At 38.5% G+C, this 23701-nt stretch carries 17 protein-coding genes and 3 pseudogenes; 2 read left to right on the top strand and 18 right to left on the bottom strand.

Annotation, left to right across the window (positions count from 1 at the left end; genetic code table 11):
- Positions 1–12: 12 nt before the first annotated feature.
- Together rfbB and GRPL_RS13220 are read right to left on the bottom strand one after the other, a co-directional pair.
- Positions 13–753: an O-antigen export ABC transporter ATP-binding protein RfbB gene (rfbB, locus tag GRPL_RS13215; RefSeq protein ID WP_000433876.1), complete on the bottom strand. Its 741-nt coding sequence runs from the start codon at positions 751–753 to the stop codon at positions 13–15.
- Entirely contained in the window at positions 753–1520 is a 768-nt protein-coding gene (locus tag GRPL_RS13220) for an ABC transporter permease (RefSeq protein ID WP_015583927.1), read from the bottom strand. Before GRPL_RS13220 ends, rfbB begins: the two co-directional genes overlap by 1 nt.
- Positions 1521–2895: 1375 nt before the next feature.
- Between GRPL_RS13220 and GRPL_RS13225 the strand changes: the two genes are divergently transcribed.
- Positions 2896–3900: an NAD-dependent epimerase gene (locus tag GRPL_RS13225; RefSeq protein ID WP_032686791.1), complete on the top strand. Its 1005-nt coding sequence runs from the start codon at positions 2896–2898 to the stop codon at positions 3898–3900.
- 201 nt (positions 3901–4101) lie between these two features.
- Here the strand turns inward: GRPL_RS13225 and tnpA are convergent.
- A pseudogene (tnpA, locus tag GRPL_RS0125665) lies at positions 4102–4538 on the bottom strand (IS200/IS605 family transposase).
- Between the two features lie 378 nt (positions 4539–4916).
- On the opposite strand from tnpA, the pseudogene GRPL_RS26835 reads away from it, so the two are divergent.
- A pseudogene (locus GRPL_RS26835) lies at positions 4917–5914 on the top strand (IS3 family transposase).
- A 169-nt stretch (positions 5915–6083) separates the two neighbouring features.
- Here the strand turns inward: GRPL_RS26835 and GRPL_RS13240 are convergent.
- From GRPL_RS13240 to GRPL_RS13300, 15 genes and pseudogenes are all read right to left on the bottom strand, one after another.
- On the bottom strand, positions 6084–7925 hold the full coding sequence (locus tag GRPL_RS13240; protein ID WP_032699194.1) for an acyltransferase family protein: 1842 nt from the start codon (positions 7923–7925) through the stop codon (positions 6084–6086).
- 391 nt (positions 7926–8316) lie between these two features.
- On the bottom strand, positions 8317–9483 hold the full coding sequence (gene ugd, locus GRPL_RS13245; RefSeq protein WP_032699193.1) for a UDP-glucose 6-dehydrogenase: 1167 nt from the start codon (positions 9481–9483) through the stop codon (positions 8317–8319).
- A 246-nt stretch (positions 9484–9729) separates the two neighbouring features.
- A complete protein-coding gene (gene gnd, locus GRPL_RS13250; protein WP_032699191.1) occupies positions 9730–11136 on the bottom strand; it encodes an NADP-dependent phosphogluconate dehydrogenase in 1407 nt (468 codons plus the stop codon).
- A gap of 178 nt (positions 11137–11314) precedes the next feature.
- Positions 11315–12642 (bottom strand): annotated as a pseudogene (locus tag GRPL_RS0125660) (oligosaccharide flippase family protein).
- The gene (locus tag GRPL_RS13255) at positions 12639–13865 is read right to left on the bottom strand and encodes a glycosyltransferase (protein WP_032699190.1); all 1227 of its coding nucleotides are present in this window, start codon (positions 13863–13865) and stop codon (positions 12639–12641) included. Before GRPL_RS13255 ends, GRPL_RS0125660 begins: the two are co-directional and overlap by 4 nt.
- Positions 13862–15133 carry a colanic acid biosynthesis pyruvyl transferase WcaK gene (wcaK, locus tag GRPL_RS13260; RefSeq protein ID WP_032699189.1) on the bottom strand — a complete coding sequence of 424 codons (1272 nt, stop codon included), beginning with the start codon at positions 15131–15133 and terminating at the stop codon, positions 13862–13864. Before wcaK ends, GRPL_RS13255 begins: the two co-directional genes overlap by 4 nt.
- A 37-nt stretch (positions 15134–15170) precedes the next feature.
- Positions 15171–16409, bottom strand: a complete 1239-nt coding sequence (locus GRPL_RS13265; RefSeq protein WP_032699187.1) for a hypothetical protein — start codon at positions 16407–16409, stop codon at positions 15171–15173.
- Positions 16410–16446: 37 nt separating this feature from the next.
- Positions 16447–17607, bottom strand: a complete 1161-nt coding sequence (locus tag GRPL_RS26830) for an EpsG family protein (RefSeq protein ID WP_072010674.1) — start codon at positions 17605–17607, stop codon at positions 16447–16449.
- Positions 17608–17624: 17 nt separating this feature from the next.
- Positions 17625–18461 (bottom strand): glycosyltransferase family 2 protein, encoded by an 837-nt coding sequence (locus GRPL_RS13270; RefSeq protein ID WP_032699185.1) that lies wholly within the window; start codon positions 18459–18461, stop codon positions 17625–17627.
- Positions 18462–18476: 15 nt separating this feature from the next.
- The gene (locus GRPL_RS13275; protein WP_032699183.1) at positions 18477–19352 is read right to left on the bottom strand and encodes a glycosyltransferase; all 876 of its coding nucleotides are present in this window, start codon (positions 19350–19352) and stop codon (positions 18477–18479) included.
- A 26-nt stretch (positions 19353–19378) separates the two neighbouring features.
- Positions 19379–20242, bottom strand: a complete 864-nt coding sequence (gene rfbD / locus GRPL_RS13280) for a dTDP-4-dehydrorhamnose reductase (protein WP_032699182.1) — start codon at positions 20240–20242, stop codon at positions 19379–19381.
- Positions 20239–20775 carry a dTDP-4-dehydrorhamnose 3,5-epimerase gene (gene rfbC, locus GRPL_RS13285; RefSeq protein WP_032699180.1) on the bottom strand — a complete coding sequence of 179 codons (537 nt, stop codon included), beginning with the start codon at positions 20773–20775 and terminating at the stop codon, positions 20239–20241. The genes rfbD and rfbC overlap by 4 nt, the downstream gene beginning before the upstream one ends.
- A 2-nt stretch (positions 20776–20777) precedes the next feature.
- The gene (gene rfbA, locus GRPL_RS13290) at positions 20778–21647 is read right to left on the bottom strand and encodes a glucose-1-phosphate thymidylyltransferase RfbA (RefSeq protein WP_032699179.1); all 870 of its coding nucleotides are present in this window, start codon (positions 21645–21647) and stop codon (positions 20778–20780) included.
- Positions 21648–21665: 18 nt separating this feature from the next.
- Positions 21666–22730, bottom strand: coding sequence for a dTDP-glucose 4,6-dehydratase (rffG, locus tag GRPL_RS13295; RefSeq protein ID WP_032699176.1), 1065 nt, complete (start codon positions 22728–22730; stop codon positions 21666–21668).
- Between the two features lie 71 nt (positions 22731–22801).
- Positions 22802–23701 (bottom strand): glycosyltransferase family 2 protein (locus GRPL_RS13300; RefSeq protein WP_050500296.1); only part of this gene is annotated, 900 nt, incomplete at its 5' end.

Below are 23701 nucleotides of genomic sequence, written 5' to 3'. Positions count from 1 at the left end.
TATTACCAATTATTAAGCCATTGCTTGCTTGTAAAGTTCAATGATTCTCTCTGCTGAGCCAATTTCGCGGAGTTTATGGTTTTCGATCCAAACAACTCGGTCACAGATTTTTTCAACATCACTCATATTGTGGCTAACGAATAATATCGTTACACCCTTATTTTTGAAGTCTCGTATTGTTTGTATACATTTGGCCTGGAACGAAATGTCACCGACAGCAAGTACCTCATCGATAATAAGTATATCGGGTTCTACCTGGCTGATGACAGAGAATCCAAGCTTCGCAAGCATACCACTTGAGTACACGCGAATAGGTTCGTCAATGAAATCACCCAGTTCGGAGAACTCAATTATCCGATCCATCCGTTGCTGAACCTCTTTGCGGCGTAGCCCAAGCAGGGTCGCATTGAGATAAATATTTTCTCGCCCGGTTAATTCAGGGTGAAAACCGCCGCCTAGCTCAAGCATTGAGGCAACGCGTCCCTGGGTTGTAACAGTGCCTTTTGTAGGCTTAATGACGCCGGCCACCAACCCGAGGGAGGTACTTTTCCCTGCGCCGTTACGACCAATCAGCGCTACGGCCTCGCCTTTACCCACGGTGAAGGTAATGTCTTCGATCGCAAGATATTTACGCCCTTTTAACAGCTGAAAAGCTCTTTTAGGGTGAAATACGAGATCCTTAATTCCTGAGCCAATATGGTGGTAAAGAGGATACTCTTTCGTAACGTGGCTAAAGTTTATTACTGGTTCCATTACAAAATCTCTGCAAATCGATATTTTAATTTATTAAAAATACTCAGGCCCACAATTGTCAGGACTAAACCCGTAATGTAAAGGATTGAAATATATTCATAATTTAAGACGCCATCCATGAACAGCTGCCGCCAGCTGAGGATCATGCTTGCCAGAGGATTATAGGTAATAATCCAGCTAAATTTTTCCGGAATCATATCTGACGCGTATAATATCGGCGTGCAATAAAACATGAGCATGATACCAAGGCTGACAAATCGCTCTAAATCCCTGAAGAACAGATTTAACGTAGAAAATATGATTGAGATACCAAATGTAAAAATCACCTGACCAAGCGCAATAATTGGTACACCCCAGAGCCATGAGAGCGACGGACGCATACCATACACAAACAGGAATGCAATAATCACAGGAATTGTACACAAGAAATGCAACCCTTCCATCATGACATTACTCAATGGAATAACTGAGCGCGGGAAAACTGTTTTTTTGATTATTTGCGCATTGGCGATAAATGAAAACAGAGAATTTGTCGCTGAGCTGGCAAACCACTGCCACGGAAATAAACCAGTAATCAAGAAAAGGGTATAATTCGGGATCTGCACTCGCATGACGAGTTTAAAAATGAAATAATATATCATTGCAAAAAGCAGTGGATTCGCAATTGACCATAAGTAACCAAATACGCTGCTTTTATAACGTACCTTTAAATCTTTGTTTGTTATAACAACAAGAAGATCAAACAAATACCCTATATTATACTTCATTTTTATACTCATAAATTATTCTACAAAAAATTCCGTACGTAATATGTATCAAACAGAATTATCGATGACACCTGCTGTGCTCTAGAGACGAACAGCTATTCCCATAAACAAAGACCAATTGTAACATTATTTTGCACAAGCAATATGTGAGCAATCTTTTCTGCGCATATTCACACTCCAAAGTCGGAGATGGCCGCTAACCTCAGTAAGAGCTGAATGAAAATGTGATTCTCGTGGAAGACACATAAACCATCCTTTAAGGTTGTAAAGAAAATGTTAAATCCAACAATGAAGTTATTCTAAAATTCAGACACGCTACCGCCATTGGCTATCGCAACCAAAATGCGGACTCCCCTCTCTAAAGTGTCTGTCTTGCCCGGTCATACCGTAACGAAGAGGATACACGCGTCGTTGGCGTTGCCAGCGCAGCGTTCATAAAGCCACAAACAGACTAGTCAGCGTTCGGCAAAAAAGCTAAAAACAAACGGATATCTGTACTCATCGCCCCTCTCCGGACTCACATCCATCGCTACACCGCAACAAATGCACCGCTACTCTCCCCAGTTTATGGCATCCTATCTATCAGGACTTTCTCATTTCACCATTGAAACCAACAAAAAGCGCCACTCTCAGCAGTGAGGCTTCAGCAGCCATGTAGCAAGGCGCTCCGCATCTCTACATGAGTCAGGCAGAGTATCAAGTTCGCGAGCAGGCAGCGGTAGCACTATCAGGATAACGTACTTCCTCAACCTCTTTTGCATAAAAGTGAGTTTGACTTTTCTTCAAAAGTGGCCACTCCGTACTTCGCAGAGTACGTTTGTTGCGCATTATCAATAATACATATGTAGGTTGTGAATTACGCGCGCATTATAGCTCTGGTCTGGAAGAATAAAAATGAAAAAGCATAACCAATCCATTCAGCCAAAAAACATACAGCTATCGCACATTATTCGAACACCGCGCCAGAACAACTTAACAATATGATAATAAAGAAAAAAAGTAGTTTTTATTACTATCATTACAATAGTAATACTGACTGATTATTCAGGAATTGTTCGGAAAATATATAAAAAGAAACAATATTGACCAGGCTCAGCCTTCCGCTGCTTTGCTTACGAGGCGAACAGAGTGCGGTAACTATCAAAGAACAGCAGGAACGATTATAACGCTAACTTATTTTTCATGTAATAATGATTATCATTTGCGAACTTACCCTAAATCTTCTGCACTCACTCAGACCCGGGAAGTGTACAACCCTGTACTTCCCACAGTACCTGCTTATATCCTGCAACGGTAAAGCAGATGATCCCGAAGGCAAGCCAGTGTAAAATCGACAAATATATATAGCGGGGAACACCGATCCCGGAGGATGAATATGAAGTTTTTAGTCACTGGAGCCGCAGGATTTATCGGCTTTCATGCAAGTCAGCGCCTTCTGGAGGCGGGTCATGAGGTTGTTGGCATCGACAACATGAACGATTACTACGATGTCAATCTCAAGCAGTCTCGCCTGGATCTTTTACAGTCCCCTCTGTTCAGTTTTTACAAAACCGATCTTGCCGATCGCGAGGGTATTGCCCAAATTTTTGCTACTGAGAAGTTTGATCGCGTAATCCATCTGGCAGCGCAGGCTGGCGTACGCTATTCGCTGGAAAATCCGCATGCCTATGCCGATGCCAACCTGATTGGTTATCTGAACATTCTGGAAGGCTGCCGGCATACCAAGGTACAGCACCTGCTGTATGCCTCTTCCAGTTCAGTGTATGGTCTGAACCGCAAGATGCCGTTCTCCACGGATGATTCGGTCGATCACCCGGTGTCACTGTATGCGGCAACCAAAAAAGCCAATGAACTGATGGCGCATACCTACTCTCATCTCTATGGTATCCCCACCACCGGCTTACGTTTCTTCACCGTGTATGGCCCGTGGGGACGCCCGGATATGGCGCTGTTCAAATTTACCAAAGCCATGCTGGAAGGTAAGAGCATCGACGTCTACAACTACGGCAAGATGAAGCGTGATTTCACCTACATTGATGACATTGTAGAAGCGATTGTCCGCGTGCAGGATGTCATTCCGCAGGCAGATCCTGAATGGACCGTAGAAAACGGCTCACCGGCCACCAGTTCAGCCCCTTATCGAATCTATAATATCGGTAACAGCTCGCCGGTGGAGTTGATGGACTACATCACCGCTCTGGAAGAAGCGCTGGGGATGGAAGCTGAGAAAAACATGATGCCGATCCAGCCAGGCGACGTCCTGGAAACCAGCGCGGATACCAAGCCACTGTATGATCTGGTTGGCTTTAAACCACAGACATCCGTTAAGGATGGCGTGAAGAACTTCGTGGACTGGTACAAGGCGTATTACAACGCCTGAGTGGTTACCTGATTCTTTCTGAACCGCAATCGCAGGGTTGCGGTTTTTTTTGTTCCTGCGTTTTACAGAAGCTTTGATGCGCATCCACTTTGGTCGGAACTCCTGCTTGATTAGTTCTCCCCTGGGTACAAAAGTAAAGGCCACCTTCTGAGAAGGTGGCCTTTGAGAATGCTCCTGTAAGGGGGGACTGTCAACTTTCGATTACTGCTCTAGCAATTCTATCTGCAGTTCATACGTTTGTTCCGTTTTCTCCTGATCCCTCACATATCGTCTGATAATTTCTTCATTCACTTCCACCGTATCGACAAAGTAGCCTCGGGACCAAAAATGGTTTCCCCATTGCTTCTTCATGATATGTGGAAAACGATTATAAGGCCTGATGGTACTGCGTCCTTTTAGATGGCTCATCAGAGTTGATATCGAGATCTTCGGTGGGATGATTACGACCAGATGTACATGATCGGGCTGAACATTTAGCTCCAGAACCTCACAATCCTTTATTCCACAGAGGATATAAACGCCCTGGACAGCTCCTTACCCAGCTTATCTTTCAGGATCCTGAATCGGTACTTTGGCGTCCAGACTATGCGGTATTTGCAACGCAAATATTTATGTGATGAACTCCTGTAAAGTCCCATGACGGTTTGTCTCCTTTTACTTGTGGTGAGTAAGAAGAAATACTCCGACATGGGCATTCTTCAGGCTATATCCTTACAGAATCAATCACCATCTCACTAGAAGGTAGTTTACGGATGACAACAAAAAAAGCCCGCATAGCAGGCTTCTTTCCCTTCCGGCGCTTATCTCCGGCATCTACATCTAAGTGACGGCAGCTCTTCACAAGGTATGATTTAACATATCCGACCACCGTAAACCTAGCAATGAGTTTAGCGTAAAATTACAGCCTGCATCACACTACGGAGGTCATAGTTGAGGTTGTAAGCATCCCTGTAAACCGGACCATTCACTTTCAGAGATCTTCCGGCATACTGACTATGTCCCCGGAGGAGATCGCCATGCGCAAAGCACGATTCACCGAACACCAGATCATCGCCGTTCTGAAGTCCGTCGAAGCCGGACGCACCGTTAAGGATGTCTGCCGCGAGGCCGGGATCTCTGAGGCCTCGTACTACAACTGGAAAGCGAAGTTCGGAGGCATGGAAGCCTCTGATATCAAAAAGATGGAGGATCTTGAGGATGAAAACCGCCGGCTGAAACAAATGTTTGCAGACCTGAGTCTCGAGTGCCGCGCCCTGAAAGACGTTATTGAAAAAAGCTTTAAAACCAGCGATAAAGCGTGAGCTGGTCAGCTATCTGACCGCGCAGTTTGCCATGAGCTTACGTCAGGCATGCAGGACATTGTCGCTGAGCAGGACGGTATTTCGTTATCAGCCGGATACGCGACGCGATGAGCCGGTGATTATGGCGCTGAGCGTGGCGGCTGAACGCTATCCGCGATACGGATTTAAAAAGCTTTTTCTGGTGCTGCGCAGGTAGGGCAATATCTGGAACCATAAAAGAGTTCACCGTATTTACTGCCTGCTGAAACTGAATTTTCGCCGTAAGGGAAATCAGCGCCTGCCGGTGCGTTATCCGGCTCCGCTGGCGACGCCAGAGGCGATGAATCAGAGCTGGTCCATCGATTTTATGAACGATGCGCTGGTGTGCGGCAGGCGCTTCCGGACCTTCAACGTGGTGGATGATTTTAATCGCGAAGCACTGGCGATCGAAATTGACCTGAATATCCCCGCGCAGCGGGTCGTGAGAGTGCTGGAATTTATTAGGCCCGGCAAGCCCACGCAGAATGCCTTTATCGAACGGTTCAACCGGACGTACAGGACAGAAATACTGGATTTTTATCTGTTCAGAACACTGAATGAAGTACGGGAAATTACAGAGCGCTGGCTGGAAGAATATAACAACGAGCGCCCTCATGAATCCCGGAATAACCTGCGCCGGAAGAATACCGGCTGATGGCTGAAACCCCGGAAATATCAAAAAAGCATGGAACTAAAATGGGTCTATTTATATTGTATCCAAGATTGCCAATTCTTGAAAAAAGAAAAACGTGAGCCTGTAAACTATTTTCTGAATTTATAAAGACATTAGTTAATATAGCGGCATAATTAATAACTTATAAAATCATAACTTAAGACTCACTTAATCAATCACAAATAATTATGTCACTTGGTTTTTAGTGGAAGTCCTAATAAAACCTCCCTCGACCAAGGCAGAGTAAAATGATTATTATCAAACATTATAGGGTAATTTTCACTTGATACATAAGAACACTTATTATCGCTACAGCCGAAGTTGTATAAATCAACGTAGTGTATATTATGAGCGTTCATTTTATTTATCAGAACAGCATTCAACTCTGCGGGCTCTTTTAACTCATGTTTTTTAACATTATTAAATTCCAGAAGTGCGATTCTGTAAAATGGAGTGTCATATACTTTAGTTTGCCCCAACACATATATATTTTTAGAGTATTTGCTAAGAAACTTCACAGCGTTCATTAAATTCTCTGATATCTGTGCTTGCGAGAAGTATTTTTTTCCATCAACCCAATTTGCAGACAGTAAAACCGTATCAATCTTGTACTCTTTAATATATTCCCCATAAAGCTTATTCATCAAATCAGTGCATCTTTTTTCACCACGTGAGTTTATAAAAGGCATGCAACCAGAGGAAGTAACTTGCATTATCTGGTAGTCTTTATATAGTTCTTTCGCTGCAGCATAATATTCAGCAGCGTGACTATCACCAATAAGTAATAATCTAGGCTTTCCATTATCTTCGCTTTTTACCAAGCATTTATCTTCATCAAATTGCGAGGCATTATTATAACCACTGGTAAGAAAACAGACTCTATTCATATTACCAAACTGGTAAACTCCTTCATCACTGGATCCGTATGTGTGAAATTTATCCATAGTCAATATCGTGTCAGACATCCAAAATTTTGAAACACTAAATTTACTACCAACAAATGCAACTACTGAAATTAACATTGCAAATACTGCCAGAGAATATACTCTAGTTTTACATCTTTTTTCTATATAATTATATGAGAGATAACCCAAAATGAAGGAAATGGATATCCCTACCAATTGACTAAAGAAATTAAACTCAATGCCATTTAAATAAAATAACGATACTATTGGCCAATGAAATAAATATATAGAATAAGAAGATGACCCAACTACTTGAAATGGTTTTGCACGTAATAAGGTTTTATCATTTCCTACATTCGCATGTAAAAGTAGCGCTGTAGCGACGGTCGGGATAAGAGTCTCAACACCAGGCCAATTAAAACTCTCTTTAATCATCGCAGTAAATGCAATCAAAACTATCAATGCAATTATTTCTGTGGTTCTGGGATATTTATTTTTTATAGTAAGTGATGATGCCATCGCCCCAATCATCAATTCCCAGGCTCGGCTTGGCAACAAATAAAATGAATAAGTTTGATTATACCTAGTTAAAAAAACACAAAAACACAAGGATAGCAGTATTATGCATAAATAGACTGTATATTTACCACATTTCTTTGAGAGGTAATTTGACATTAGTAGAATAAACGGGAAAAACAAATAAAACTGCCACTCTACAGATAAAGACCATGTATGTAAAAATATAAAACTATCTGCAGAATCAGTAAAGTAACTGGATGTAGCTTTAAGGTAATATAAATTAGATGTAAATGATAGGGATGAAACTACCTGATAAAACAAACTCTGTAACATCGAAGGAGGAGTAAAAATAATTGCAAGTACAAACGAGAATAACACACATGCGACTAAAGCAGGATAAATTCTCTTAAATCTTTTTTCATAGAAATTTAAAATCCAACCTTTTGAACCAAGCTTATTTCTACAAATTTCATTCATCAAAAAACCTGATATGACAAAAAATACATCTACCCCTGCATAGCCACCATAAAAATATCCTATTTTAAAATGAAAAAGAACAACCATCGTGACTGCAATGAAACGTAAGCCATTAATATCAAGACGAAACATTTAAATAACCTTGGGATAGTTTATGAGTAAACAATAAATGATAATTTATAAGTCGTATCTGATAGACATTATCTTTATCATTACTATCATTATGTCATCTAGAAATCCATGCATATTAGATACTCTCATAATAAAAAAGTGAGATAATCCATTGTCATAATCAATGATGCACATATATTAATGCATAAAAATATGGTGGTAATCATGGTGCATAATTTACTAATATACACTAACTGATATAAAGATAGACGAAACACTAAATTGCGTCATTCATATTGTTTTATTTAATAAAACATGCAACAGCCATACAAATAAAAACATTAAACCATTTAATAGATCAAATAAAATATGAGAAGGGTTACCCCCTCTCATTGTACTAATGAGATATGGATTAATCACTACCGAACAGATCTCGCGTATAAATTTTTTCTGCAACATCGCTAAGCTCGTCAGCCATTCGGTTCGATATAATAACATCTGCTTCTTTTTTAAACTCGCCCAGGTCACGAACCACTCGGGAATTAAAGAACTCATCCTCTTGCATCACCGGCTCGTAAATAATAACCGGGATACCTTTAGCTTTAATGCGCTTCATAATCCCTTGGATAGAAGAGGCACGGAAGTTATCTGAGCCGCTCTTCATAATCAGACGATAAACCCCAACCACTTTCGGTTTACGCGCAAGGATAGAGTCAGCAATAAAGTCTTTACGGGTACGGTTAGCATCCACAATAGCGCCAATGATATTGTTTGGCACCGATTCGTAGTTGGCCAGCAGCTGTTTAGTATCTTTCGGCAGGCAGTATCCACCGTAACCGAATGACGGGTTGTTATAGTGATTGCCGATCCGCGGATCCAGGCACACGCCTTCAATAATCTGCTTGCTGTTGAGGCCCTGGCTTTCTGCATAGCTATCCAGCTCATTAAAATAGGCGACACGCAGAGCAAGGTAGGTATTGGCAAACAGCTTGATTGCCTCCGCTTCGGTCGAATCGGTAAACAGCGTCGGGATATCCTGCTTGATAGCACCTTCTTTCAGCAGATTGGCAAAACGCTCTGCCCGCTCCGAACGTTCACCGATGACAATGCGAGAAGGATGCAGGTTATCATACAGCGCCCTGCCTTCACGCAGAAATTCCGGGGAGAAAATGACATTGTCTATACCCAGACGCTCTTTGATATCACGGGTGAAACCGACCGGAATGGTCGATTTGATGATCATGACAGCGTTGGGGTTAATCTCAGTGACATCACGAATAACGGCTTCAACCGTTGAAGTATTGAAGTAGTTAGTTTTTGGATCGTAGTCAGTCGGTGTGGCAATAATGACATAGTCAGCATTGCGATATGCATCTTCTTTGTCAGTTGTCGCACGAAAATTCAGCGTTTTTTCAGCCAGATATTCCTGAATCTCTTTATCGACAATCGGCGACATCTTCTGGTTAAGCATATCAACTTTAGATTGTACGATATCCAGCGCAACCACTTCGTGGTTCTGCGCAATCAGGATGCCGTTCGATAAACCAACATAACCGGTACCGGAAATAGTAATTTTCATTCGATCACACTTTAATCAGTTAACTGGACAGCGGCATAGTAGCCACCCTGTAATCAACAATTCTGGCGGTTCTACTCTCTGTCCTGGTACATGTCAAGAAACAGACCAGGAATGGTCGAAAGCAAGCAGCAGAACTCTAATATGAGGTCAAACATTCTTAACAGAACGTATTCGAATTGGGAAATATTTATAGAAAAATCCCGGTTATTTTATAACCGGGATTTGATTACCTTTGACCACAAACGATTATTCCATCCACTCGGTATGGAATACACCATCTTTATCAGTGCGCTTATAAGTATGTGCGCCGAAATAGTCGCGCTGAGCCTGAATCAGGTTAGCCGGCAGCACTGCAGAACGATAGCTGTCGTAGTAGGCAATGGCAGCAGAGAATGTCGGAACCGGGATGCCATTCTGAACAGCGTAAGCCACGACATCACGCAGCGCCTGCTGATATTCATCAGCAATCTGCTTGAAGTACGGCGCCAGCAACAAGTTGGCGATACCCGCATTCTGCTCGTAAGCATCAGTGATTTTCTGCAGGAACTGAGCACGGATGATGCAACCCGCACGGAAGATTTTGGCAATCTCACCGTAGTTCAGATCCCAGTTGTATTCATTCGACGCAGCACGCAGCTGGGAGAAGCCTTGAGCATAAGAAACAATCTTGCCAAGATATAAAGCGCGACGAACTTTCTCTACAAACTCAGCCTTATCACCAGCTGGTTGAGCTTTTGGTCCCGTCAGGACTTTAGACGCAGCAACGCGCTGATCTTTCAGAGAAGAAATATAACGAGCGAAGACTGACTCGGTAATCAGGGACAGCGGTTCACCCAGATCCAGTGAACTCTGGCTGGTCCATTTACCTGTACCTTTGTTGGCAGCTTCATCAAGAATCACATCAACAAGGTATTTACCTTCTTCATCTTTTTTAGTGAAGATGTCTTTGGTGATATCAATCAGATAGCTGCTGAGCTCGCCTTCGTTCCACTTGGTAAAGGTTGTTGCCAGCTCTTCATTAGAAAGTGCCAGACCACCTTTCAATAAAGCATAGGCTTCGGCAATCAGCTGCATGTCGCCATATTCGATACCGTTGTGTACCATTTTAACATAGTGACCCGCACCATCAGCACCAATATAGGCGACACAAGGTTCACCGTCTTCCGCACGAGCTGCGATCTGCTCAAGAATTGGCGCTACCAGTTCATAAGCCTCTTTCTGCCCACCAGGCATGATTGAAGGGCCTTTCAGTGCGCCCTCTTCCCCACCAGAAACACCGGTACCAATGAAGTTAAAACCTTCCGCAGACAGCTCACGATTACGACGGATAGTGTCCTGGAAGAAGGTGTTACCACCATCAATGATGATGTCGCCTTTGTTCAGATACGGTTTAAGAGAATCAATCGCACTATCAGTGCCAGCGCCTGCTTTCACCATCAACAGGATGCGGCGTGGAGTTTCGAGGGATTCAACAAACTCTTTAACGGTATAATGTGGGACCAGTTTCTTGCCTGGATTTTCGGCAATCACTTCTTCGGTCTTTTCACGGGAGCGGTTGAAAACAGAGACGGTATAACCACGACTTTCGATGTTGAGCGCAAGGTTGCGCCCCATCACTGCCATACCGACAACCCCGATCTGTTGCTTGGACATTACATACTCCTGTCTGGTGTGGTCACTGCGACAATCTCGCAGCTTAAAGATGTAGATTATGTTAGCTCAAAGCTAGTAAGCCGCATAGCGTAAATTTTTATTTTCATATAAAAGTTGCTATTAAAGAATATGAAATATCCCTAAGCACGTTTTATAATAATAAACTTTCATATAGTTTTCATTTCCAAAATGGAAACACAAACAAGTTAAATTCATAGACCCCCCATATTAAGAAAGAAAACAAAATCGCTATAGGAAACCAATTTAACATGTAAGAATAAAGTTTAACACTGACGATAGGTTTTACAAAGAAAGGATATACTAAAAAAGTAATTAGCACCTGAGAAATAGATAGAACCAGCGACACATACCATAAAGAAGAATAAAGTAAGATTGTTGTTGACATGCATACAACGACCAACCCTGCAATTATATTCCAATAAAATTCAATATTAGTTTTACCATTAGCTTGTGCGATCGCACCTGTTAACCCCCCCATAGGTCGTAACATTCCAAAGAGAAGCATGAAGGGAAGCAAATTCATAATTGAAATTCTTTGCTCACCATATAAAACAGAAATAATCACAGGGGAGAAAATATAAATAAATAAGAATGTTAATGCGCTGAGGGAAACAATAACAAAAGTCCCCTTTAAATATACAGAACTTAGAGCCTTACTATCATTCTGAGCCTCGGCGAATCGTGGCAAAGCCAATCTATTAATAACAGGCGATATTAATTTCAATGGCTGCATAATTAGATCTTTAGCAAGGGAATAGAGCCCTAAAGACTCACTCCCAAGAACCTTGCCAATTATAATAACATCTAGTTGAGTTCTTAATTGGTTAATTATTTGAGAGCCTAACTGATAAATCCCATATTGAAAAACATTTTTACAAATACTTTTTTCAAAGACAAACTGGGGCCTCCATTCTTTCTCACCAAAAAATGACATGAATAACAACCGTAGAACAGCGTTAACAATAAGACCAAGGACAACAGCAGAAGTTCTTAAATCAGTAAAAAATATGGCCAGTATTACACATGCAAATGAGATTGTTTTAGCGGACATCTCTATTTTTGATAGAGAAATCATTTTCTTCGCTTTTATAAAATGGGCCTGATATTGAGACAGTGAACCTAAAAAATAAAATTTATACTAGTGAGTAATATGAGTGGCTGCAAATTATCCATCTGGTAAAATTTAGATAGTGGCCATGCCGACATTAACACAATTAAGCCAGCTAAAAGACTCAAAGCAAAATTTACCCAATATATTGTACTTTGCTCTCTTCTGCTAAGATCTTGCCTATGTACAATGTAGCTACTCATTCCCATATCTTGTAAAATCATAGCTATCATAAGAATTGAGTTAACGATCGCTAGCAACCCTAATTCATGTAATTCTAAATGACGGGCTAGTATACTAATTTGAATAATCTGCAAACCTGCTGAAAATAGATTAGAAAACAACAACCATGCAGCTTGCTTTCTCAACCCACTCATCTGATATGCTCCAGTAATTCAGCCATTTTCTCATATTCTCTTACTTGATTAAATGACGTCTCGATTTTACTTCTAGCATTATCTTCAATAAATTTCAAATTACGTTCTCTTTTAACAATGCTAATCAAAATTTCAGCTATCTCATGAAAATTACGTTCAGTACATAGCCAACCAGAAACATCATTGTCAATCAATTCGGGGATACCACTATGATATGTGGAGATAACAGGCAGACCAATAGCCATTGCCTCCATTAAAGCAACGGGTATTCCCTCCATATCTCCATTATCAGCTGTAATTGACGGTAAAAGAAATACATCGCTATGCATTAACATTGTTTTGACAGATGATTGTGGCTGAAAACCGACAATTTTAATTTTACTTTCAAGATTAAGTCTGTTTATTAAAATCTGCAAGGATTCCAACAAATCGCCATACCCAACAATTGTATACTCAAAATTATAACCAGCTTTATTTAAAATATCACAGGCCTGAATTGCATACGATAAACCTTTCTTTTCCGTCAAGCGACAAACAGATATTATTTTCAAACATTTATTGTCAAATGTTCGCGGTGAGTAATTAAAATCGTCAACTTTAATCCCCATCCTGATAATAGTAATCTTACTTTTATCACATCCCATTTCTATTAACTTATTCTTCCATGTTAGGCTAACTGGCAAAAAATGTTCGCCATCGATAAATAATTGCCTGTAAGAAGAGGAATATCTATTTAAAAGACTCGTCGCCGATAAATCATAACCATGAAAAACAGTAACTATTTTACCGGTTAAAATACCACAATGCCTTAAACTATTAGCTAATACACCACAAGGTCCAAAATGTGAAATGATCACATCACTTTCAATTTTTTTGTTAATACGTCCAACTAGAGAAGGAAGTAGGAGCGAATATGTTAAGAAACTAAAACTTTTTGCATTAAACGCCGAAAAGCCACCACGAATTAGAGCGTTCAATGAATATAAAGCTCGATAACCTAATTGATAAAATTTATTTTTACTGGATAAATCTTTTTCAAATATATATGATACTTTATTTGCAATATCATAATTAATATAATCGCTATGTAGTTTATCAAGATCACCGGGATAAACAGAAAGAATACTAACCTCATATCCCATTTTTATAAATGAAACGACCTGATTTAGAACAAATGTCTCTGAAGCAAGTGGGAACCTAATGCAAAAGAATAATATTTTCATTTTTCACCAATTTTTTTAATTAGATCGCCTATCAGTTTTTTACCATTTCCCTTTACTTCTTCTATTTTCACTTTTAATTTATTTCTAACTTCATCATGATTTGAATGCAGATAATTAATTTTATTTGTAATTTCATCAGTAAACAAATCCTTAACGCTTATTGCTAAGGAGTCAAACTCTAAAGAGTTCATAATACCTTTAGACTTGTGTTCGTAATTAATAGCGATAGCAGGAGTGCCAAAATTCATGGAAATAATTGCAGAATGCAATCGGGTACCAATTGTAAAAACACACTTACTCAAAAGAAACCCTAATTGCACATCATTAATTTCATCCATAACAACATGGCAGCTACCATTACTTTTAACTTTATTCTGAATGGATAGAGCAATCATACGGTCATCATTATTGTAGCTTTCAATACCGGTGCACGTTGAAAAAATAACAACTTGATAACCTAAACTAATAATATGTTCAATAACACTAGAAACTGCGAATTCATATTGCTCTTGTGTTACTCCCAAGCGCTTATCAAATGGTGCTAACTTACGCACAGTTAATGCAACAGTTTTATTTTCATCAATCACGTATGACCAATGTTCAGTAATATAATTCTTACTATATTGAGCCTCAGCAACATCAACTAAGAAAGCAGTATCGATACCCATTGATACATTACTCATATCAAAACCATCTTTGATAAGGATTTGCTTGCTAACATCTTCCCTGAGAATTAACTCATTAACTCTTGAAAATGCATATTTAGCAACTTTGTTGAAGTTTCTATTTTCAAATGGGCCGACGCTATGCCCAATAAGATAAATAGGTTTTTTTGCCATGAGAGTACAGAATATATGTTCAAACTGAGCAGCCCCATATAAATCTACAAAAAAAGAGCCGCCTACCTGGATAACAGCATCATAATCATCGATATTGCGAACAAAATCACAAATATAACTCGGTAATTTAATATATTGCAAAAAACCTTTTTTTTCACAATGTGCCAGTAAAATTCGTGGTAAAATTAAATTATTGATTTTATTCTTTACCTTTGAATATATTCCTGAACTATTTCTATTGCCTTTTAAAAAAAGAGTGTCTTGTTTTATTTTTTCATTTAATAAAAAAGCTGAGCTAATAGAATACCGGCTAATTGTATCAATCTCGATATTTTCGTCAATGCTCCTCAGACAATTAAGTAAGCCACGAAGAATAGCTGCATCACCACGATTGCCGCAAGTATGATTCCCAACAAGTAATAATTTCATAAGTATCCCTCAACAAAAACCCTGTCAAATTTGAAAATTACACAATAACCCATTTATTATCGATAAAAATCAGATCTTTATTCCAATTGCTATTATTAAACTTTTCCCCACCAATTATTTCTAATTTGGATTTGAGATTTATGGTATGCTTACCATCGCCTAAGGAGGATAACTTCAAAGTAAAACCATCGATTAAATTATCTTCATCAGGCAAAGATACAGTTATATCATCTCGAGCAGTAAATATATATCTTGCATATTCATCATTTAAATGATAATTTCCCTTTACTAATAATGTCTTATAATTTATTTTTGCTATCTGTCCTGATGGTGAAATCGCGGCTGTAATCACATCACCACTCTTCCATTCAAGTGAGTGTCTTTTATTGCTACCAGAAAACTGCATGCCAACTTCGGAATCGGAAATATCGAGGAAACTTACTTGCACATGATTAGCCGGTGTATTCTTACTTATGAATGAATATTTGTTGCCAAGAGATAAGAATCCATAATTCCACTGCTGATTAAATCCAGTATTGGCTGCTCTAGCTATATATGCTGAAGCCCCTCCAAATTTCGAATACGGAAGAATAACTGTATCAACTCCATTTACAATTCCTGATTTTGTTTTATTGTTTACTACTCCATTTTCTTGTACTACCCCTTTGATAGCTCTAGAATCACTAGGTAGTGTAATATTATAATTTGTAGCCCATATTTTAGTTATTGGATTAACTAATAATATATTACTCTTAGGAACCCCCATATGTTTTGTTTCCATATTCACCCAACCACTGGTAACAATTTTTCCTTTAGCAACAGATATGACATATGTCGTCCACTTGGGACTATCTTTGGTCTCTATAATCATACCAGGGAGGATTTTCGTATAATCAATCGATTCAGAAACAATAGAAGTTGGAGTAATATGAGCATTAGTAATGACTTCCCAGGGTTTATAGTCTGGGGCTGTATTATCAGCATATAGTGCTACAGAATCCCTATCAACATACTGCGTTAAACCATATAAAGAATTGATCCCTAACACAGGGAAATTAAAGGGATTATCAGAATTAGCTTTAAATGAGGCTACTACAGCACTTTGCCTCATACCATATGTATTTTTTGCCGCGTAGATCCCTTTAAGATACATAGGTGAGTATCCGTCATTTTTTGTTGTTGGTTTTCCTAAATAATTAAAGTTTATCTCTTGAGAAGAACCAATAACGGGAATACAAAGAAAAATTAAAGCTATTAATTTATGGGTACTTTCCATAATTGACTCTCCAAATAGTTTCACCTATAGCAATTGGTTATGGATACGATATAAATATTGAAGGGGTTCGCCACATGGTAATGCAGGAAAATAATAACAAGAAAACAGATAAAGCAATACAATATTTGGTAAGTTTCTTGGGTGATTTCTCTTGAACAAAATGAAGAAGTAGTGGGTATATCGCGCAAGAGAAGAATGTATTCCAATAAAAATTACGCATGAACCATGTCATTGATATTAAAAGTACACCATAAATACTTAGCATGGAGAAAAGTGACAGAATACATCTTGAATTATCATCTGAAAAAATATAATTCCTATTTTCTTTTTTGACGGTAAAACAAACTAAGAGAATCAATGGTATCAATGTTGTTAATATATTATAAACACGTCTAGGGACATTAAAATCATAAAAATTTGCGCCATCGACACCTCCTGCTAAATAAGCATCTGCTTTGGATGATAAATTCACCCCACTAAACAAAAAACTTAATGCAGAAACATGTTCGTATAGTAACCCCATAATATCAATCTTTACGACTATCGCTATTACAAACATTACTAGTGCAATTCGGGCTGCATAGATAGTCATTATTGTATTCATGAAAAAATATGAAAGAACACATACTAAAACAACAACTATTGCCCCCCAGTGAAATGATAGTGCTATATAGAATATTAGTGATGCCCAAATATAATGTTTCCTATACAATAAGACACAAGCAATGCCCGCAAGTATCGATGAGACTCCTTGCCTATAGGCATTAGTTGATAGCTCTAAGACATCCCAGCTATAAAAACATGCAATTATTAGTAAGGATTTATAGTTCTTTCCTTTGAAGGTATATATCACGAAGATTAAAAGACAGAAAGTAAGAAATAAAGACGATGCAAAAATATATAACTGATGAGACTTACCAAATATAGCGATAAATTTCATCAAAGCATAAAACCCCCATCCCCATGAGAATGAATCCAAGTTTGATAAACTATCAAACTCACTAAGATACATTTTAGTATCTGTAGTCCCAGGATAACGGAGTCCATAAAAAAGAGTAATTAAAACAAAACTAAGAATTAATGTGAAATTGTCTAATTTTTTACTTCTCGTAATAATACTTAATGATGCCAAAAATAATGTTATTATTGAGCAAAGAAGATATAACAGCATCAATTCGTTATCTAAAAAATGAGGCATATAATACCCATCAACATTTAATTAAAACGCTCTACAATATTTACCCATAAATATTTGCTCATTGCATAAGGCAAATTAATTATTCTATATCTGATCGCAAGATCAAGATCATTCAAGGCAGAGTGATATTTTGCCCAAAAAGCAATATCTTTACGGGATTTATTCCAACCTCTACAATGGTAAGCGCTCAAATGGTTCACCATCATAACCTTCCATTTATTTTTTCTAAACCTTAAACATAGCTCAATATCTTCCTTGTACATGAAATAACTTCCCTCAAACCCTTTTTTATTTGATTTATCAAGGCATACGTTAAGTGCATTCCCTCTAATTAGCATAAAAGCTCCGCATACAGCAGATATATCAGTAGGTTCATTAGGTAGCTGTCTAACTGGTTCACCTGAACCTACATCGAACCATTTTCCATATAGACTTGATTTTATTCCTAATGAGTCAAAAACAGATAGTGATTTCATCTCATCAATTGAAAACCGAATCAAAGGTACAGAAAATATGCCGACATTATTATATTTTATTTCATTCGCCAAAGAGATTAACTTGTCTAAGACTTCACCTTCTACGCGAGCATCCGGGTTAAGTAATAGTATCCAGTCATCATCCTTTATTTTATGTAAGATCCTATTATTTCCCTTAACAAAACCAATATTATCTTCTTTGAATACTTCTAACTGATGTTTAGAAGACAAAGAATCGAGATAAGCAGGATTATTAGATCCTGAATCTACGATTTTTATATTGAGTTTCAATTTAGATGATTCTAATCCATCAATACACCATTGTATATGCTTTTGGCTATTGTGGGTAACAATGATAATTTTGCATTCCATAGACATTAAAAACCTCAATTTTCATCTGTGAACATTCTTTGAGAAAAACTGTTCAATATATTTAAGTATATATTTAGGTTTTTTCCTTTTTACGCTCCATATAATACTATCCACCATTTTAGCTTTTTTACTTTCTAACAATACTAAATAGTCGATGAATTTTGTTTCTTCTATACTGTATAATTCAGCATTACGCTCTCTCAATTCATTTAATGCCGAGGATAATGGATATGCTTTCGAGACTCTTTTTTCATCTTGCTGATGATCATGATACATAATATAAGTTGCTTTTGGTAATATTTTAAATGTACCAAAACTATAGCCTAATCTTAACCATGTATCCCAATCTTGTAACCTCTTGACTCTAGCATCAAAACCACCGATCTTTTTCATTCTTTCAGTTAGGGTGAATACTTGATTTGATGCTAAATTGTCAAAGAGTATATCTTTATAAGTCAGGTGAATATTTTCATTTATGTTTCGATAATGCAGTTTTTTTACTCCATTGCTGTAACAATCATAAAAATTACAACAAAGAAATGAATATTTATCATCCCAATTATCTACAAATATCTTAATCCTATCCGTGGTAAACACATCATCATCATCTAAGCCAGTGATAAATTGTCCAGTAGCATTAAATATTCCTAAATTTCTTGTAACACAAGCACCTTTGTTAACCTCATTCCTGAAATAGAGAACACGCTTATCCTCACTGCATAGTGAGTTCATATATTCTTGTGTTCCATCCTGTGATGCATCATCACATACTAATAATTCGATATTCTCATAATCTTGCAATAATACCGATTGTATTGCCCTTTTTAATCTATCTAGCCTATTATGCGTTGATATATAGACACTGACTTTAGGAACTCTACAACTCTCAGGATTCATATTTTTAAGTCCAATTGTTCAGTAAACTAATCTTGATATATAGAATTTATAACTTTACTAACATTAACATTAAAGTTTGAGGGCTTAATATCATATCCATTTATTTTTTTACAATCTAAAGTTGAATACTTAGGTCTCTTGGCTAAAGTTGGATACTGTTCAGTTGTTAGTCTATTTATTACGGGCATATTTTTAATTTTATTTTCTTTATTAAGCTCAATAATAATTTGTTCGGCAAACTCCCTCCAACTCATTTCCTCATCGCCACAAAAATGATAAATCCCTCCAGGGGCTCGTACAATTAATAACTGTATTATTGCAGTTGCTATATCGCCTGCGTATGTTGGGCAACCATACTGGTCATCAACAACACCGATTTGCTCTCGCTCTGAAGCTAAGCGCAGCATCGTTTTAAGAAAATTATTACCATACTCACTGAATACCCACGCTGTACGTATTATTATAGCATCCGGATACACTTCAGATACAGCCACCTCACCATCCAGTTTAGTTCTTCCATAAACTCCTAATGGATTTGGCAAATCATCCTCAGTATAGGGCGTAGCCTGTGTGCCATCAAAAACATAATCAGTTGAAACATGAACAAAACGTGCCTTAAATGCCTTAGCTGCAGCTGCTAAATACATAGGTCCATTCGTATTTACGAGTCTGGCTATATTGATTTGCTCTTCAGCTTTGTCTACTGCAGTATAAGCCGCAGCATTAACGATAACATCAGGTCTCATTTCTTCAACAAACTCAGTAACCTGACTTTCATTTGTTATATCAAGGTCATTAGAATCAGTTGCTATTACTTGCCATTCTTTTGGCATTCTATCGATAAAACAGTTCCCAAGCTGTCCTTTTGCTCCGGTTAATAATACCTTCATGCAAATAGCTCCTTTAATGTTTTTCCATTCTTATCTTTTTCTGAAAGCAGAGGAGATTTCTCAGGCCAATCTATACCGATATCAGCATCATTCCAAATAACACACCCCTCGAACCCAGGATTATAATAATCGGTACACTTATACTCAAAATCAGCAATGTCGGAAAGAACAACAAAGCCATGAGCTAAACCAGGGGGTATCCAGAACTGAGTTTTATTTTCTTCTGAAAGGATTACTCCTTCCCATTTCCCAAATGTTGGCGACTCAGGTCTAATATCGACTGCTACATCGAAGACCTCACCGCGCACAACCCGGACTAATTTTCCTTGCGCATGTTGTGTTTGAAAGTGTAATCCACGAAGAACACCTTTAGCTGATCGGGAGTGATTATCCTGAACAAAGTCCAAATCAATATTCAACATTTCTTGATAGCGTTTTTTTTCATAAGTCTCTACGAAGAAACCTCGAGCATCACCGAAGACGTTTGGTTGTATAATCTTGACATCAGCAATTTTAGTATCAATAATCTGCATTATTATTTCTCCTCTACCAACATTTGAAGGTATTGTCCATATTGAGTTTTTGAAAGTACTTTAGCTTGTGCTAATACTTCATCTTTTGAGAGCCACCCTTTTCGATAAGCAATCTCTTCAAGGCAAGCCACTTTGAAGCCCTGGCGCTGTTCAATAGTATGGATAAACTGAGATGCTTCTAATAAACTCTCATGAGTACCGGTATCTAGCCAGGCAAATCCGCGACCGAGTTTTTCAACATGTAAATTGCCATGCTCAAGGTACATTTCATTTAATGTAGTAATCTCTAACTCACCTCTGGCAGATGGTTTAACTTTCTTTGCCATTTCCACAACATTCTTGTCATAGAAATATAGTCCTGTAACTGCCCAATTGGATTTAGGCTCAGACGGTTTTTCTTCAAGTGATACCGCACGATTGTTTTCATCAAATTCAACAACGCCGAATCGCTCCGGGTCCATTACCTGGTAGCCAAAAACAGTTGCTCCATCAGTACGCTGTACAACAGCTTCTAACTTGCGTCCAAAGCTTTCGCCAAAGTAAATATTGTCACCCAAGACCAATGCGCAACTATCTCCGTTAATAAACTCTTCTCCAATCAGGAAGGCCTGAGCAAGCCCATCCGGGCTTGGTTGAATGGCATAGCTAAATTTAACGCCAAACTGGCTGCCATCACCGAGCAAACGTTTAAATCCAGGCATATCATCTGGAGTCGAAATAACTAATATATCTCGTATACCAGCAAGCATAAGAACTGAGATTGGATAATAAACCATTGGTTTATCATAAATTGGCAAAAGTTGTTTAGAAGTCCCTTTAGTAATAGGATAAAGACGAGTGCCAGAACCACCTGCAAGAACAATACCTTTCATTTTCTATTCCTTGATTAATTAACGAGACAGGCCTAAGCGCTCACCAGCATATGAACCATCTTTTACACGGCTCCACCACACTTCATTAGCCAGATACCATTCAACTGTTTTACGAATTCCACTTTCAAAAGTTTCCAGTGGTTTCCATCCGAGTTCTCTATAGATCTTATCAGCATCAATCGCGTAGCGCATATCATGGCCGGGACGATCTGTAACATATTTAATAAGGTCAGTATATTGTGCAACACCAGCAGGCTTAACAGGAACAAGCTCTTCAAGCAACTGGCATATAGTCATCACGACATCAATATTTTTACGTTCGTTATGACCGCCAATATTGTAGGTTTCTGCAACTTGTCCTTCTGTAACGACTTTATACAATGCACGGGCATGATCCTCAACATATAGCCAATCGCGAATCTGTCCACCATCACCGTACACTGGAAGAGGTTTACCATCCAATGCATTCAAAATGATCAACGGTATTAATTTTTCCGGAAAATGATACGGCCCATAATTATTAGAGCAATTCGTCACTATTGTTGGAAGCCCATAGGTTCGATGCCATGCCCGAACTAAATGGTCACTTGAAGCTTTGGATGCAGAATATGGGCTACTCGGAGCATAAGGAGTTGTCTCAGTGAATAGGTCATCCGTTCCGTGAAGGTCCCCATAAACTTCATCAGTCGAGATATGGTGAAAACGGAAATTTTGCTTTCTTTTCTCATCTAACTGATTCCAGTAAGAACGCGAGGCCTCAAGCATCGTATAAGTGCCAATGATATTGGTTTCGATAAACTCTGCTGGGCCATCGATAGAGCGATCTACGTGACTTTCTGCAGCCAGGTGCATTACAGCATCTGGTTGCTGTTCACTGAAAACACGGTCTAATTCGGCCCTGTCGCAGATATTCACATGTTCAAATTTAAAGCGAGCATTGTCAGTAACTTCTTTCAACGACTCAAGATTACCCGCATATGTAAGGTTGTCTACAACAACGACTTCGTCTTTAGTATCTTTAATAATATGACGTACTACAGCTGACCCAATAAACCCAGCACCGCCAGTGACAATTATTTTCATGTTATCCTCTTACATCCTTTAACCAATAAATAAAATGACTATCATATTAATACTTAGAACTAAGTTTAAGATCAGAAATCCCAATAGCGCTTATGCATGCTAAAGGATTTAATCATTTTTTTAGGTAGTTTTTCATATTGTTGCCCCAACTTATATCCAAGAATTTTCATAAAGTTATTTATACATGATATTGGTAACCAATGAGGCGCTCTTTTAAGCAAAAACTTTATCTCTGACAGTATAAACCTTTTCCCTTCACCTCCAGCACCTCCCATATTTTCCCTAATCCAAGGCTCATCTTTGTGAAAAACACCAATATCAAAATAACGTTTGAACTCTTCAGATGGGGTATAATTATGCGAATGTTGTACTACTGCTTTCGCAACATAGGCTACCTTATATCCAGAAAGGACAGCCTTTGCTGTGAAAAACATATCTTCACAAAGAATCGTATTTGATGGGAAGCCGCCTAACTCTTTGAAAGTTGATAGCCTATATGCTGAAAATGAATTTGACATAAATACAGTTTTAAGCCCCATCTGAGGAATGTCATCTTTTCCACAAACATACCCTTTTTCCGGATAGCTATATTTTCTCGCATGTTGTGCCAGTGGATTAGCATCTGTATGAGGTAACTGTCGACCATAGGCACATGCAATGCTAGTATCAGAAAATACTGATATTATTTCCTCAATAAAATTAGGTTGAGGAATAGCATCCTGGGTCAAAAAAATCACTATATCATACAGATCAATATATTTTTCAACCGCTTGATTTCTTGTCCCCCCATGATTGAAGTCTTTCCCAGCAATAGTCAGCACATCGAAACCCGACTTGTCGGCAACGGAAACTGTATCATCCTTACTTGTCGAGTCAATTACATGTACAAACAAATCAGCAGGGGCATATTTCTTTATATTTTCTACAACAGTTTTCCATATTTCCCCACCGTTATAAGTAGGTATTGCAAC

It is taken from the genome of Klebsiella planticola ATCC 33531 (genome assembly GCF_000735435.1).
Taxonomy (GTDB): domain Bacteria; phylum Pseudomonadota; class Gammaproteobacteria; order Enterobacterales; family Enterobacteriaceae; genus Klebsiella; species Klebsiella planticola.
The sequence above is the reverse complement of the archived record's forward strand: the minus strand, read 5'-3'. Positions and strand labels throughout refer to the sequence as shown.

What these genes read in the sequence shown, in the direction of transcription:
- GRPL_RS13255 (WP_032699190.1), bottom strand. Translation starts at nt 13,865, where the DNA reads ATGAAAATATTATTCTTTTGCATTAGGTTCCCACTTGCTTCAGAGACA.
- GRPL_RS13240 (WP_032699194.1), bottom strand. Translation starts at nt 7,925, where the DNA reads ATGTTTCGTCTTGATATTAATGGCTTACGTTTCATTGCAGTCACGATG.
- GRPL_RS13225 (WP_032686791.1), top strand. Translation starts at nt 2,896, where the DNA reads ATGAAGTTTTTAGTCACTGGAGCCGCAGGATTTATCGGCTTTCATGCA.
- rfbC (WP_032699180.1), bottom strand. Translation starts at nt 20,775, where the DNA reads ATGCAGATTATTGATACTAAAATTGCTGATGTCAAGATTATACAACCA.
- GRPL_RS13275 (WP_032699183.1), bottom strand. Translation starts at nt 19,352, where the DNA reads ATGAATCCTGAGAGTTGTAGAGTTCCTAAAGTCAGTGTCTATATATCA.
- rfbB (WP_000433876.1), bottom strand. Translation starts at nt 753, where the DNA reads ATGGAACCAGTAATAAACTTTAGCCACGTTACGAAAGAGTATCCTCTT.
- rffG (WP_032699176.1), bottom strand. Translation starts at nt 22,730, where the DNA reads ATGAAAATAATTGTCACTGGCGGTGCTGGGTTTATTGGGTCAGCTGTA.
- GRPL_RS13220 (WP_015583927.1), bottom strand. Translation starts at nt 1,520, where the DNA reads ATGAAGTATAATATAGGGTATTTGTTTGATCTTCTTGTTGTTATAACA.
- GRPL_RS13270 (WP_032699185.1), bottom strand. Translation starts at nt 18,461, where the DNA reads ATGTCTATGGAATGCAAAATTATCATTGTTACCCACAATAGCCAAAAG.
- rfbD (WP_032699182.1), bottom strand. Translation starts at nt 20,242, where the DNA reads ATGAAGGTATTATTAACCGGAGCAAAAGGACAGCTTGGGAACTGTTTT.
- rfbA (WP_032699179.1), bottom strand. Translation starts at nt 21,647, where the DNA reads ATGAAAGGTATTGTTCTTGCAGGTGGTTCTGGCACTCGTCTTTATCCT.
- GRPL_RS13265 (WP_032699187.1), bottom strand. Translation starts at nt 16,409, where the DNA reads ATGGAAAGTACCCATAAATTAATAGCTTTAATTTTTCTTTGTATTCCC.
- wcaK (WP_032699189.1), bottom strand. Translation starts at nt 15,133, where the DNA reads ATGAAATTATTACTTGTTGGGAATCATACTTGCGGCAATCGTGGTGAT.
- gnd (WP_032699191.1), bottom strand. Translation starts at nt 11,136, where the DNA reads ATGTCCAAGCAACAGATCGGGGTTGTCGGTATGGCAGTGATGGGGCGC.
- ugd (WP_032699193.1), bottom strand. Translation starts at nt 9,483, where the DNA reads ATGAAAATTACTATTTCCGGTACCGGTTATGTTGGTTTATCGAACGGC.
- GRPL_RS26830 (WP_072010674.1), bottom strand. Translation starts at nt 17,607, where the DNA reads ATGCCTCATTTTTTAGATAACGAATTGATGCTGTTATATCTTCTTTGC.